This is a genomic window from Burkholderia sp. A2, assembly GCF_001729305.1.
GTDB lineage: Bacteria > Pseudomonadota > Gammaproteobacteria > Burkholderiales > Burkholderiaceae > Burkholderia > Burkholderia sola.
In genome coordinates this window covers 1-13,257 of sequence record NZ_LZXX01000087.1, presented here as the reverse complement: position 1 = coordinate 13,257, position 13,257 = coordinate 1, and the positions used below count along the sequence as shown (strand labels likewise).

The window sequence follows — 13,257 nt, the reverse complement described above, 5'->3', positions numbered from 1 at the left end:
TGGCGTCGCGCGATGCGGCCCGGTGATACACTCGACCGGCCCCGTTCCGGCGCAGCCGCGCTGGCCGGGCCGTTCATCGCCGCCGCCCCTGCACATGGTTGCGCACGCAACCGGCAAGCGGGCGCGCGAACAACCACGCTCTCGCTCCCGTCATGAACGCCGATACCGGCCTGCCGCTTCCGCAACGCTACTGGGCGATCGTCTGCGTCGCCCTGGGCATCACGCTCGCCGTGCTCGACGGCGCCATCGCGAACGTCGCATTGCCGACCATCGCGCGCGACCTGCACGCGTCCGACGCCGCGTCGATCTGGATCGTCAACGCGTACCAGCTCGCGGTCACGATCACGCTGCTGCCGCTCGCGTCGCTCGGCGAACGCGTCGGCTATCGCCGCATCTACATCGCCGGCCTCGCGTTGTTCACCGCCGCTTCGCTCGGCTGCGCGCTCGCCGGCTCGTTGCCGATGCTGGCGGTGATGCGCGTGATCCAGGGGTTCGGCGCGGCCGGCATCATGAGCGTCAACGCGGCACTCGTGCGGATGATCTACCCGTCGTCGATGCTCGGGCGCGGGCTGTCGATCAACGCGATGGTGGTCGCGCTGTCGTCGGCGATCGGGCCGACGGTCGCGTCCGCGATCCTGTCGTTCGCGTCTTGGCCGTGGCTGTTCGCGGTCAACGTGCCGATCGGCATCGCGGCCGTGCTCGGCAGCGTGCGCGCGCTGCCGGCCAACCCGCTGCACGACGCGCCGTACGACTTCGCGAGCGCGCTGATGAACGCGTGCGTGTTCGGCCTCTTGATCACGGCCGTCGACGGGCTCGGTCACGGCGAAAGTCATGCGTACGTCGCGGCCGAACTGGCCGTCGCATTCGTGATCGGCTACTTCTTCGTGAAGCGTCAGTTGTCGCAGCCCGCGCCGCTGCTGCCGGTCGACCTGATGCGCATCCCGATGTTCGCGCTGTCGGTCTACACGTCGACGGCGTCGTTCACGTCGCAGATGCTCGCGTTCGTCGCGCTGCCGTTCTGGCTACAGCATTCGCTCGGCTTCTCGCAGGTCGAGACGGGGCTCTACATGACGCCGTGGCCGCTCGTGATCGTGTTCGCCGCGCCACTCGCGGGCGTGCTGTCGGACCGCTATTCGGCCGGCATCCTCGGCGGGATCGGGCTTGCGCTGTTTGCGGCCGGACTGCTGTCGCTCGCGACGATCGGCGCGCACCCGGGCACGGTCGATATCGTGTGGCGGATGGCGCTGTGCGGCGCGGGCTTCGGGCTGTTCCAGTCGCCGAACAACCGCGCGATGCTGTCGTCGGCGCCGCGCGAGCGCAGCGGCGGCGCCGGCGGCATGCTGAGCACTGCGCGCCTGACCGGCCAGACGCTCGGCGCCGCGCTGGTCGCGCTGATTTTCGGGCTCGCGCCCGACCGCGGGCCGACGCTCGCGCTGTATGTCGCCGCGGCGTTCGCGGCGGTGGCCGCGGTCGTCAGCCTGCTGCGCATCGCGTCGCCGCGGCCGGACGCGACGGCCTGACACCGTCGTCCGCCGTACACGCGGCGGCCATCATGCGGCGTCGAGCGTGTCCATCACGAAGCGCACACGCGCCTTCACGCTCACGCGCGGTAACTCGATCAGCCGATAGCCGTACGACGTATAGCACTCGACCATCGCGTCATGGGTCCGCACCGCTTCCGCGAAATCCTGCCGGCGCTCGGTGTCCTGCACATAGATGTCGGGCCAAGGCGGCGCGATGAACACGCGCCGGTGATAGCGGAAACGCCGCGCCGCGGCTTCCGCGTGCGCGGGTACCGCCAACCCGGTCAGCTTCAGATAGCCGATCACGTCCGGCACGCCGCGGTCGAAGAACACCGGCCCGCGCGCCTGCCGGGCGAGATGGTAGGACCGCATCTCCCAGCCCAGCATCAGCTCGGCGAACGCCGCCGGGTCGCGCCACGGCAGCGCCGGGCCGTCGACGGCCATCTGGTCGCGGATCACGCCGCGCCCAGCCTCCTGCGAGCGTGCGAACCCGGCGCGCTCCAGCGCATCGAGCAACGTGCTCTTGCCCGAACCTGGGCCGCCCGTCACGACGAAGAAGCGGCCGGCCGTATCGCCCGCCGTTTCGTCGTCGCTGCCGGCGCCCGGCACGCACTCACGCATGCGCGACCCGCCGGCCCGCGCGCTGCGTGACCGACGCCGCCGCGGCGACACTGCGCAAGTCGGCGACGAACGTATCGCGCCAGACCGACAGGTCGTTCTCGCGCAACCGCGCGAGGTTCTCCTCGTGACGCGCCTGCCGCTCCGCGAGCGGCATCGACAGCGCGCGCTCGAGCGCCTCGGCCATCTGCGACAGGTCGTACGGATTGACGAGCAGCGCGCCGGTCAACTCGGCCGCCGCGCCCGCGAACTCCGACAGCACGAGCACGCCCGGATCGGCCGGATCCTGCGACGCGACGTATTCCTTCGCGACGAGATTCATCCCGTCGCGCAACGGCGTCACGTAGCCGACCTGCGACATCCGGAAGAACGCCATCAGCAGGTTGCGCTCGTACTTGCGGTTCAGGTACTGGATCGGCGTCCAATCGAGCTGCGAGAAGCGGCCGTTGATGCGGCCGGCCTCGCCTTCGAGCGTTTCGCGGATGTGCTGGTAGGTCTGCACGTCGGAACGCGTCGGCGGCGCGATCTGCAGGAGCGACACGCGCCCCTGCCAGCCCGGCGCATTCGCGAGCATCCGTTCGAACGACTGGAAGCGCTCGACGAGCCCCTTCGAGTAATCGAGGCGGTCGACGCTCATCACCAGCTTGCGGTCGCCCAGCGCCTCGCGCAGCATCTTCACCGGCTTGCGCGTGCCGTACTGGACGGCCGCCTGCGCGATCGCGTCCGGATGCACGCCGATCGGATAGGCGGCGACCTTCACGACGCGGCCGTGCGCATGCAGCATCCCGTCGTCGCTCGCCGTGCCGATGCCGCGCCGCTCGATGTAATCGGTGAATGCCTGCTTGTCGGCCTCGGTCTGGAAGCCCGCCACGTCGTACGCGCACATGAACTTCACGAGTTCCTCGTGCGGCGGCACGAGGCGCAGCATGTCGGGCGACGGAAACGGGATGTGCAGGAAGAAGCCGATCGGGTTCTTCACGCCGAGCTCGCGCAGGCAGTGCGCGAACGGCAGCAGGTGGTAGTCGTGCACCCAGATCAGGTCGTCGGGTCGCAGCAGCGCGGCGAGCTGCTTCGCGAGCATCGCGTTCACGCGCAGATAACCGGCGTACTCCTGGCGGTCGAAGCGCGCGAGATCGCCGCGGTAATGAAACACCGGCCATAGCGTCGCGTTCGAGAAGCCGCGGTAGTACTGGTCGTAGTCGCGCCGGGTCAGCCCGACCGTCGCATACGTCACATTGCCGTCCCGCTGGATCGCGGGCTCGGCATCCGGCGCACCGACGATCTCGCCGTTCCAGCCGAACCAGACGCCGCCGGTTTCCTTCAGCGCGTCCATCACGCCGACGGCCAGGCCGCCCGCGCTCGGGCGCGTGTCCTCGCCGGCGGCGACACGATTCGATACCACGATCAATCTGCTCATGCGACTTCCCCTCCTCGATTCGATTGGCTGGCGCGCGACGCACGCCAAAGCAGGCGCGGCGGCCCGAAGGCGGCCGCGCGGCGACTCAGTTCCGAGAATTGCAATGAAATACGGCGATGGAATGCGGCGACGACCGCATCAGGCGTCCTGCTCCTGGCCGAGGTCGCGCTGATAGTCGAGCCCTTCCGGGCGCGCCCCGCCCTGGTTGTGATCGCCGTCCGACGGCGTCTCGTCCGGCGTGCCCGCAGGCGGTGCCGAAGGCGCGTCGGTCCGCGGACGCGGCGGTACTTCCGGATGGTCGGCCGCCGCGATGGGCGGCCGATGTGACAACCGTTTCGAACGGCGCATGGCTGGGTGTCTCATATGCGGCGCGGCTCGAGGCCGTCGTAGAAACATTCCATAGCAAAACAGTCTAGGTCGCTTGATCGCATCCGAAGGTAACAATTACCTTCAATTTGTAACGTTTCGACCCCTCTCCGATCATCTATCCGACAATAACGCCGCCCGCGCGCACGCGGCCCGCCGCCCGGCGATTTGTCAAAGCTTTGCAGTTTTCCTATGACAATTGCGAAACAATGACGCGGCATCAGGACGTGCATGCGTCGCCGCTCACCCAGACAGGACTTGCACTCAGGGATGAACATTCGTTTCGAATCGCCGCGCCGGGCCACGCCGGCGCGCGTCGCGCTGGCCGTGATCGCCACGGCCGCACTGCTGTCCGGCTGCAATTCGCTGTACAGCGAAGGGGCGACGGCCGGCGCCGGTATCGCGGGCGCCGCGATCGCCGCCAAGGTCACCAACAATGCCGCCGTCGCGACGGGCATCGGCCTCGGCGCCGTTGCCGGCGCGCGGGCCGGCGTCCAGTACTCGCAACGCGTCGCGCACCGCTACACGCAGGAGCAGATCGCGAAGGCGGCCGGCCCGCTCGACGTCGGCGGCGTCGCGCCGTGGTCGACGCACCATTCATTCCCGATCGAGGACGACGAGCAGGGCCGCGTGACGGTCAGCCGGATGATCAGCGTCGGTCCGCTCGACTGCAAGGAAATCGTGTTCGCGGTCGATACGCCGGCGAAGGCCGACAAGGCCGCGCAATCGGCGTTCTACGTCGCCACCATCTGCCGCGACGGGCCCGTGTGGAAATGGGCGTCGGCCGAACCGGCGACCGAACGCTGGGGCGCGCTGCAATGAGCGTCGCGTTCCGTATCGCAGCGATCGGCGCGCTGTGCGCGGCGACGCTCGCGCTGTCGGGCTGCGGATCGGTCGGCGCCGCGAGCGGTGCGCTGGCCGGCGCGGCGACGGGCCTCGTCACCGCGAATCCGGCGGTCGGCGTCGGCGTCGGGATTGCCGTGCAGGCGGCAACCGACGAGGCCGTCAACCGCACGATGAAGCAGCTCCATCAGAATCAGCAGGACGCGATCGCGAAGACGGCCGGCAGTCTCGCCGTCGGCGAAGTGAAGCCGTGGAAGGTGAAGAACACGCTGCCGCTTGAAAACGGCGAAGGCGAAGTGCGCGTCACGCGCGCGTATTCGTCGGCGCTCGCGCTGTGCAAGGAATTCGCGTTTTCGGTGAAGGACGGCGACAAGGCCGACTGGTATTTCGCGAATGCGTGCCAGCAAGGCACGCACTGGAAGTGGGCGTCGGCGGAACCGGCTGTTGATCGGTGGGGGAATTTGCAGTAATCGCGCGATGCGCCGTACACCGTGCTCGGCGCCCGCGTCGTTCAGCGTACTCGCGAGCTGTCGTGGTTACAGACGCGCGCGAAGCTGCGCCACCCTTTCCTTGATTTTCGCGGACAGCGCATCGTCCGGGTTGTAAGTCAGGCACCGCTCGAGATCGGCGATCGACGCGTTGATATCGCCCAGCGTCTCGTATGCCCGGGCGCGATTGAAATAGACGAAAGGCTGGTCGGGATTGAGCTTCAGCGCCTTGTCAAAGTAATCGAGCGATTTCTGGTAAGCGCCGCCTTCGAGGTAAATCGTCGCGAGCGTGCAATACGCCGACGGGTCCGTGTAGCCCAGCTCGATGGCCCGGTTCAGATCGTTCAGCGCGAGATCCGTCTTCTTGATCATCGCGAAGGTCGTGCCGCGATCGGCATACGTCGCCGCGTCTTCCGGCGCCACTTTCAGGATGTCGCCGTACAGTCCAAGCGCATCCTCGATGCGGCCCTGCGCCACGAATCCGCGTGCCCGCATGCGCATCGGTGAAAAATCGGGGTTCTTATCGGTCATTCAATTCAGCTCCAAAAACTTCGGACATGCATTATCCGCTTCGCTGTCCGGAAACCACCCCGGCTCAGCGCCCGGCCCTCGCGATCAAGCCTTTCAGATAGCTCTCCAGCACACTGAACTTGACGATCGACGCATTCCGCCATGTTGGATGCTGACTCGCCGCAGCCTTCACGGCCTCCGGCACATCCTCACGCAGCCACAGCTCCGGGACATGCAATCTAGCGCCCAATTCACCGTCCATGTCCTCCAGGACCATGTGCCCGCGCGACGGATACTCGTTCAACGCACCGGCCTGCGCTCTCACGAACAGGAGGGCCCGCTCACCGGCTTGAAGTGCCACGTTACCCCAAGTCGGCGGACCGCCGTTGAACACGATTTCCGCCCCGCGATTATCCGGCGTGATGCCCTTTCCGCTGGAATAGACGCACTCGACCTTCGCCCGAAAAACATGCGGACTCGGAGAATCGATGACGGACACGAGCACCAGATCGTACGATTCCGCTGCTACGGTATAGAGACCCTTTTTCTCACTCATAGAATCTGATGTCATGGCTTCCACGGTGTCCCGACTTTCTCGAGTTCGGGCATGTAGTACTGCAATTTTCCGGTCGTTTCCGGAATCGGGATACCCAAGCGGCCGGGGAACGTCGCACAGTTATAGTTGTTTTCCGGCCATGCGCCGCCAGACTTGGGCGGCCATTGATATCGAATGTCGTCCATGGGCCCGCGCGCCACCAGTTCCTCGTGTGCCGCCAGAATTGATTCGTACTGCTCCTGCGTGACAGGTATCTTCTGCTCATACACGGTCTGTAACACGCCGCCCCCGCCACGGGCGGGCAGTGGATTTTCGGCGATCAGCGAGAATGCTGCCTGGTCCTGGGTCAGTTGCCCCGGATAACTGCCGGATGACTTCAGATTCGCGAATACATCCGCCGCGGTCGCATCCCCGACTGCCGGTCCAAAACCCCAAATCGTCTTGCCACCGTCGAATGAATACCCGACGTGGCCGGTGTACTGATACTCGTGCAGAACGCCTTCCGCGTCCGGCGTCCGCCCACCACCACGCACACCGAACAGCGAAATCGTCGGTTGCTCCGTCGCCCCTGCAGCACCTTCGGCCGCTTCCAGCGCCGACAGTTCGCCAGCCGCGGAGCCCGCTCCCCTCGCCCCGCTGACGATCCCGGCGCCCTTCGCCGCCCCGAACCCGCCCAGCAAGCTTCCTCCAAGCATCGACCACTTCTGCCCGTCCGAGCCCTCGCCGAAAATCTTTCCGCCCAGCCACCCGCCAACTTCGCCGCCAAGAAAACCGCCGGCCGCGCCGAGAAATGCCAGCGCCGGCCCCGCAAGAACGGCCGCGCCAGCAATGCCCACCGCGGCCATCGTCCAGTTCACCCACGCCGGGATCTCGGGATTGAACTCCCCGACCCCCGGGCCACCGATGAACACGTTCGGCGATCCGTCGTTGATCAACGCGCCGCACATCATCCGGTCTTCCTTGCGGCTCGCCGGCTGGCTGTTGATGAACACCGTCGACGAACCCTGCGCGACCACCTGCGGCGGACCCGCGTGGTCGCTGCACAGCCCGAGACTCAAAATGGCCCGTATCGCTGGGCGACTGTTGATGAAGACGTTGGGTGAGCCCTTTATCAGGCTTCCGGTGACGTGCCGCGGCGCCCACGACATCGTGCCCAGCACCTCGCCCAGCCCGCCGCCCGCGGCGGCACCCGCGGCGACCGCGGCAATCACCGTCAACGCCGCACCGCCGGTTGCGACCACCGCCACGGCGCCGATCACCGCGCCGGCAATCATCCCGGCGATCATCCATCCCTTCGACGCCGTATGCGCGATCGGATCGCCGAATCGCGCAGCAGCAAGCAATGTATCCACGCGCGCTCCCCGTCAGCCTGCGTTCGCCACCGCGGTCAGATAAGCCCGCACGGCCTCGACGTTCTGCATGCCGACCATGCCCTTCACCGCTGCCACATCACCCAGCCGGTCGGCCAGCGACGCGTGCTCGCGCGAGTCCGTCGTCCATAGCGCGAATTGACGGCCATCCACGGCTCGCCACGCCGGCTTCCCGTGCGGCGCAGGCTGAAGCGCCAGCGGCTCGCCGCCCGGGCCGAAGAACGCGGTGTCGTCGAACATTTCCGTGACGTCGTGCCGGTACAGTTCGGCCATGCCGGTGAGCGCGTACAGCGTCGCGCTCGGCTCGTGCAGCACGAACACGATGCCGGCCTCGTCCTGGTCGAGCGCCCTCGGCGCGAAGGCCGCCCGCTCGGGCCGCGCCAACACGACACTCGCGAGCAGGCTCTTGTATTCCTTGCTCTTGTCCTCCGTGAACGACTTCGGACAGGTACCGATGAAGCTGATCGCCATGCGCTCGCGCCCCGCCTTCGGCGACATCACGACCGTCTGGCGCTGATGCAGCGGCGAGCCTTCCGACACCCACTGGTAATCGATTTCGCGCGCCGTTTCGCCATCGATCTCCCGGTTTTCCAGATGCTTCAACTCGAAACGCGGCAGCGACTTGCGCATCTCCGAGACCAATCGCGTCACGAACGTATCGACCGTATCGTCCGGCTCCATCGGCGCGCGCGACACCACGAAGGTAAATCCGCTGCTTCCTGCTTCGTCGACCGTGAACAGGTGGATCGTCTTGTCTTTGAAGTGCGCCGGCAACTGAATGACGGCATCGTTCATCTGATATTCGGACATGCTCTTCTCGGTTCGGCCTGCTCATTCGAGCAGGCGCCGGATTGAAACTGTTCGCCGGCGACACAGGCGCCGCCGACGCATCCGTCAGGCGGCAGCGTTACCGTACGCCGGCCGTGACCAGACGCTTGTGAATGGCCTCGATGCGACCCAGTTGCGGCGAGCCTTTCGGCGTCTGTTGCAGTTCGTCGCCGAGGACTTTCGCGTACGCGAGACCGTTGTCGTTCTTCACCGACGGATCGGCGCCATGCTCGAGCAGATAATCGACGACGTCCCACTGCCGCAGGCGCGTCGCTTCGTAGAGCGCGGTTTCCTTCATCGAATCCCGCAGGTTGACGTTCGCCTTGTGCTCGACCAGCACGCGCATTTGCGGCAACAGCGTGTCCTTGCAGGTGGCGAAGAGCAGCGGCGTATCGCCGTCGTACTTGAGATCCGGGTTCATGCCGCCGGCCAGCAACGCCCGCAGCAGGTTCGGCGTGTCGGCCCGCGCAGCCAGATACGCGACGTTCGCGCCATTCTCGCCGAACGGCTGTTCAGGCTTGGCGCCGTCCCGGACCAGTTCGCTGATGATCTGAAGGCGCACGTTGGTCGCATCCGTCTTCACCGGCACGGCTTCCTGCACCGCGAACGACAACAGGCTGGCCTTCTTGTTGCCGAGCGCAGCGAGATCCGTATGTGTCGCAAGCGCCTTGACCTGCTCCAGATTCCCGTCGCGAATGGCACGCGCCAGCTCGAGTTGCTGTCCCGTGAAAAAATCTTCGGGCGGGTAACGTTTGAAGTCTGCCATTTTCGTTTCCTGTGCATGAGTCGGCCACCAGAACGGCGACGACAACCCGATTACCGCGACAACCGCGCCCGCGGCGATGACCTTGTTGTATTTCATCAATGTCCCTGAAGTTGACTCAGCAGCGACGATTGCTGCTCGGCGACGGTCGTATTCAGCCCGCTCGTCACCTGGCCCATCATGTGCCGCTGGACCGTCGTCACGCTGGTGCCCGGAATGGTGATCTGCTCACCGACCGCCTTGGGCATCAGTTGCGACGTCACATCGCTGATCGGGCCCAACCCACCCTCCTGCGCGCCCGTCAGGATGTCGCCGTCGACGCGATAGTTCGTGATCGACGACGATCGCGGCGTGGCCCCGTACAGCGGCAGCGTTTCAGGATTGAGGCCCGCCGCGTTGAAAGTCGTCGCGCCGGCGCCGCTCGCCTGCGATGCCGCCGACGCCAACCCGCCGCCGAGCGAATGGCCGGTGAGGTCGAGGCCGCCCGCATTTCCCGAACCGTAGACCTTCTTGCCGAGGGTCACGGCGCGATCGTAGTACGGCGAATTGTCGCCGAGCCCCTGGCTGAGGTTGTTCGACCAGTCCTCCTTGACCGTCGGCTGCGTACCCTTGAAGGCCAGCGTCGGCTTCATGCTGTCGCCGAACACCGCCGGATCGGGCGCATAGACCTGTGCGCCGAAATTGCTGCCGGGAATCTGCAGGTCCTGCGGTCGCATGCCGAATTTCTTCAACGCTTCCGGATCGTTCGACACGTTCTTCCATCCCGGCGGCGCCGTGCCCGGCGTGTACACGGCCTCCGCAAGCTTGGCCAGTTGCTGCGCCTTGACCGTCGCCTGAAGCTTGCGTGCCGCGGCCTGCACCTTCGGATCGGCCGAGGCGAGACCCGCCGCGATGATCGCCTGCTGATTGGCCCACTCGATCGCCATCGCCTGCTCGGGCGTCACGAACAGCCCCTGGTTCAGGTGAATCACCGGGCCATCGAGGAAGATGCCGCTCTGATTGATCAGGATGCTCGATGCGCCATGGGACAGCTTGATGCTGTCCGGCTTGAGCGTCACGATGCTGGCGCCGACCCGATGCTCGATCTCGTCCGTCGCCTGATAGCTCTGCTTGCCCGGTCCGGCATCGCCGGCGAGCGCCTGCACGCCGACGGTGTTGGCCGTCGTGAAGCGCGCCTTCGCGATCTTTTCCGACAGGCTGCCTTCCGCGACATGCTTGCTCTCGTCGCCTTTCAGCACCGACACGTTCCGGGCGCCGGATTCCACCGTGTGCGATTCGCTGTCCTTGACGATCGTCTTCATGTCCTTCTGCGCATGCAGAAAGACTTCCTGCGCGCCGTTCACGTCCGAGAACCGAAGCTCGTTGAAGCCCTCGCCCTTGTGCGTCTGGCTGCGCATCCCCATCGTCTGGCCGCCGCTGCCGTGATACGGGTTGCCCGAATCGCCGTTGAACACACGGCCGACGACGATGGGGTTGTCCGGATCGCCCTGATTGAACGAGACGAGCACCTCCTGGCCGATCCGCGGGATCGCCGAGCCGCCCCAGCCCTTGCCCGCCCATGGTTGCGATACACGCACCCACATCGAATCGGAACCGTCGAGCTTGCCGCGTCGGTCCCACAGGAAATGCAGCTTGACCCGGCTGCCGTCGGTGTGAATTTCCTCGCCCTTCGGCCCGACCACGATCGCCGACTGCGTACCCTGCATGTGCGGCTTGGGCGTACGCCGCTCGGGCCTGAACGGGATGTCGATCGGCAGGCACGTAAACGTGTTGTGGTACGGCAGTTTCGAGGTCTGCTGGGTATAGTCGTTCGCCACCTGGTGACGCACGCGAAGGATCACGAAGTCCTTGTTGTTGTAGGCGGACGTGCCGTGATTGACCAGCGTGAAGCGCCCGCTCGTCGTCATCCCGTGCGCGTGACCGGCGCCGTTGAAACGATGCGCGAGCGCTTCTTCCGCTTCCATCGCGTAGCACGCGTAACGCTGCCCGTCGTCGCCGTGGTCATACAGCGAATGGAATTGATAACGCTCGGTCGTCTGGATGTTCGGGTGCTTCAGATTGACGGTCGGCACCTCGACATGCATCAGTTGCGACGACGGCTGGTTGTAGTTGAAGTCCCGGTACGTGATCTTGCCGACGCGGAAACTGAACGCCTCGTCCCATCGATCGATGCCGTTCTGCTCGCTGGCGGCGCTGCTGGCTTCGTACGGAATGGTCTTCAGGTTCGGAATCGGCTGGAACACCGCGTTGGTGTCGCCGATCACGAGGACGTGCTTGTCCTGTTCGTAGCGGATCGTCCAGATCAGCCCTTCCTGCTCCATCAGGCGCGAGCAGAAACTGTAGTACGACTCGTCGTACATGACGATGTATTCGAGTTTCGGACGTTCACCCTGCATCGTGAACTCGAAATCCGAAAAACCCATCTCGCGGAAAATGTCGCTCAGGATGTCCTGCGGCGTCTGGTTCTGGAAAATCCGGCAATCGGTCGAGCGCGTGAGAAACCAGAACCACGGAACGACCGACATTTCGTAGCGGGTCACCGAACCCGATTTTCCAACGCGGCCGAACGACGCAACGTAACCGTCGAAATATCGTTTCGTCTCGGTATCCGCCGCCGACGTCACGACGCGCGTCAGACTGAAATTGCGGCTCTGCGGCTCGAGCGTGATATTGACTCGCTGCCCGACGATTTCCTGCGGTTCGATATTGTTGCGATGGGAAAGCAGGTCGAGATGGGTTTCAGTCAGCTGATTGACGTGCTCGTCGATGACCGCCGCGCTGACCAGCAGCACGTCCGGGCCGAGCGGCGTTTCGATCGTGATGAAGCGATTGTCCTGGGTCAGGCGCGGAAGCGCGCCCGTCAGGCCGTTGATGGCCTCGGCGATCGATTCGGGGGCCTTGCCCATCAGCGACAAGCCGGTTTGCGCCAGTTGCACCGCGCTCGCGGCACCGCCCAGCAGCCCCGCGCCCGGCATACCGGTCAGCGCGCCCAGCTGGCCCGCCATGCCGGCAAGCGAACCCAGGTTGCTCAAGCCGCCGGCCAAGGCCGCACCGCCCCCTCCCATTCCGTCAGGGTTTCCGTTTGCTGCGAAACTCATCATTAACCTCGTTCTTTTTTGTCGGGCGGACCCGCCGCGATCTGGACGCTATCGCACCACCAAGGCGCTCTCAGCCGCCTGGGTGGCGCCAAATATATCAAACCATAGGGAAATTCATAAGCGTTTGTCAGCATTTAGTAGTCGGCGCCGAAAAACAGCCGCAGTCGATCGGTCGATCATTCCCCAATATCTATTGCTGACGGGCGGCTGCGGCCGCGCCGATCGAAGCGCACCGCACCGAGTCGGCATTCAACGCGTAGTGAAGTAGAGGACGGCGGCGGAAGTGAACGAAGCGTGGCCGCCGAAAAGAGAAACCGGGCGCGACATCCGCGGCGAACGTCATCCGCAGCGCTTCCGGCAGCAGCGCGACCCGACAATCGGGTGATCCATGACTCGGCGCTCGTTGCAAACGCCTGGGTCGGGCCGCAGCAGCCGAATCAAGCTGCTGGGGGCATCGGGGCGACTCCAGCGGGACGCGTCGGACGCCCCGATCGCTTCAGGACTCGACGTCCTCGAGGCTGAAGATCTCGGTCTGGTCGTTGTACGAGAAGATCTCGCCATAACGGCCCCAGTCGATCACCGCGTCGAGCGTTTCCTCGGCCGCGCCGTCCGACAGGAAATCCTCCAACTCCTGCTCGAAGCGCACACGCGGCGCGCGATGGCCCGGCCGCTCGTTCAGCACCTTCTTGATCCGCGCGGCGAGCGGCACGTGCTTCAGCAGGTGATCCGCGAACATCAGCTTGCGTTCCTGCGTGCCGAATTCCGCGAACACGCGCCCCGGCGGCGTCAGGAACACGTCGCCTTCGCGCACGTCCGCGAAGCCGAGGTACTGCAGCACTTCCGCGATCGGGAACAGATCGTCGACTTCCAGATGCAG

The 13,257-nt window shown here is 65.6% G+C and carries 13 protein-coding genes; 3 read left to right on the top strand and 10 right to left on the bottom strand.

Annotation, left to right across the window (positions count from 1 at the left end):
* The first annotated feature begins 152 nt into the window (after positions 1 to 152).
* A complete protein-coding gene (locus A9Z05_RS10610) occupies positions 153 to 1,520 on the top strand; it encodes an MFS transporter (protein WP_069618063.1) in 1,368 nt (455 codons plus the stop codon).
* Positions 1,521 to 1,550: 30 nt separating this feature from the next.
* On the opposite strand, the gene A9Z05_RS10605 is transcribed toward A9Z05_RS10610, so the two are convergent.
* From A9Z05_RS10605 to A9Z05_RS10595, 3 genes are all read right to left on the bottom strand, one after another.
* On the bottom strand, positions 1,551 to 2,144 hold the full coding sequence (locus A9Z05_RS10605) for an AAA family ATPase (RefSeq protein ID WP_069618062.1): 594 nt from the start codon (positions 2,142 to 2,144) through the stop codon (positions 1,551 to 1,553).
* Positions 2,137 to 3,558: an alpha,alpha-trehalose-phosphate synthase (UDP-forming) gene (gene otsA, locus A9Z05_RS10600; RefSeq protein ID WP_069618061.1), complete on the bottom strand. Its 1,422-nt coding sequence runs from the start codon at positions 3,556 to 3,558 to the stop codon at positions 2,137 to 2,139. The genes A9Z05_RS10605 and otsA overlap by 8 nt, the downstream gene beginning before the upstream one ends.
* 138 nt (positions 3,559 to 3,696) lie before the next feature.
* Positions 3,697 to 3,906, bottom strand: coding sequence for a hypothetical protein (locus A9Z05_RS10595; RefSeq protein WP_069618060.1), 210 nt, complete (start codon positions 3,904 to 3,906; stop codon positions 3,697 to 3,699).
* 288 nt (positions 3,907 to 4,194) lie between these two features.
* On the opposite strand from A9Z05_RS10595, the gene A9Z05_RS10590 reads away from it, so the two are divergent.
* Both A9Z05_RS10590 and A9Z05_RS10585 read left to right on the top strand, forming a co-directional pair.
* Positions 4,195 to 4,746 (top strand): hypothetical protein, encoded by a 552-nt coding sequence (locus tag A9Z05_RS10590; protein WP_069618059.1) that lies wholly within the window; start codon positions 4,195 to 4,197, stop codon positions 4,744 to 4,746.
* A complete protein-coding gene (locus A9Z05_RS10585; protein WP_069618058.1) occupies positions 4,743 to 5,237 on the top strand; it encodes a hypothetical protein in 495 nt (164 codons plus the stop codon). Before A9Z05_RS10590 ends, A9Z05_RS10585 begins: the two co-directional genes overlap by 4 nt.
* Positions 5,238 to 5,303: 66 nt before the next feature.
* Here the strand turns inward: A9Z05_RS10585 and A9Z05_RS10580 are convergent, their stop codons facing one another.
* The 7 genes from A9Z05_RS10580 to A9Z05_RS10550 all read right to left on the bottom strand — a co-directional run.
* Positions 5,304 to 5,786 carry a tetratricopeptide repeat protein gene (locus A9Z05_RS10580; protein ID WP_084044191.1) on the bottom strand — a complete coding sequence of 161 codons (483 nt, stop codon included), beginning with the start codon at positions 5,784 to 5,786 and terminating at the stop codon, positions 5,304 to 5,306.
* Between the two features lie 64 nt (positions 5,787 to 5,850).
* Positions 5,851 to 6,321, bottom strand: coding sequence for a hypothetical protein (locus tag A9Z05_RS10575; protein ID WP_069618056.1), 471 nt, complete (start codon positions 6,319 to 6,321; stop codon positions 5,851 to 5,853).
* An 11-nt stretch (positions 6,322 to 6,332) separates the two neighbouring features.
* Complete coding sequence (locus tag A9Z05_RS34485) at positions 6,333 to 7,673, bottom strand: PAAR domain-containing protein (protein WP_218077807.1); 1,341 nt, start codon at positions 7,671 to 7,673, stop codon at positions 6,333 to 6,335.
* A 12-nt stretch (positions 7,674 to 7,685) separates the two neighbouring features.
* Complete coding sequence (locus tag A9Z05_RS10565) at positions 7,686 to 8,501, bottom strand: DcrB-related protein (protein WP_069618055.1); 816 nt, start codon at positions 8,499 to 8,501, stop codon at positions 7,686 to 7,688.
* Between the two features lie 97 nt (positions 8,502 to 8,598).
* Positions 8,599 to 9,285, bottom strand: coding sequence for an ankyrin repeat domain-containing protein (locus tag A9Z05_RS10560; RefSeq protein ID WP_256121951.1), 687 nt, complete (start codon positions 9,283 to 9,285; stop codon positions 8,599 to 8,601).
* A 95-nt stretch (positions 9,286 to 9,380) separates the two neighbouring features.
* Complete coding sequence (gene tssI, locus A9Z05_RS10555) at positions 9,381 to 12,380, bottom strand: type VI secretion system Vgr family protein (protein WP_069618053.1); 3,000 nt, start codon at positions 12,378 to 12,380, stop codon at positions 9,381 to 9,383.
* Positions 12,381 to 12,876: 496 nt separating this feature from the next.
* Positions 12,877 to 13,257, bottom strand: a 381-nt coding sequence (locus tag A9Z05_RS10550; RefSeq protein WP_176730191.1) for an AAA-associated domain-containing protein, incomplete at its 5' end; no start/stop codon positions are given.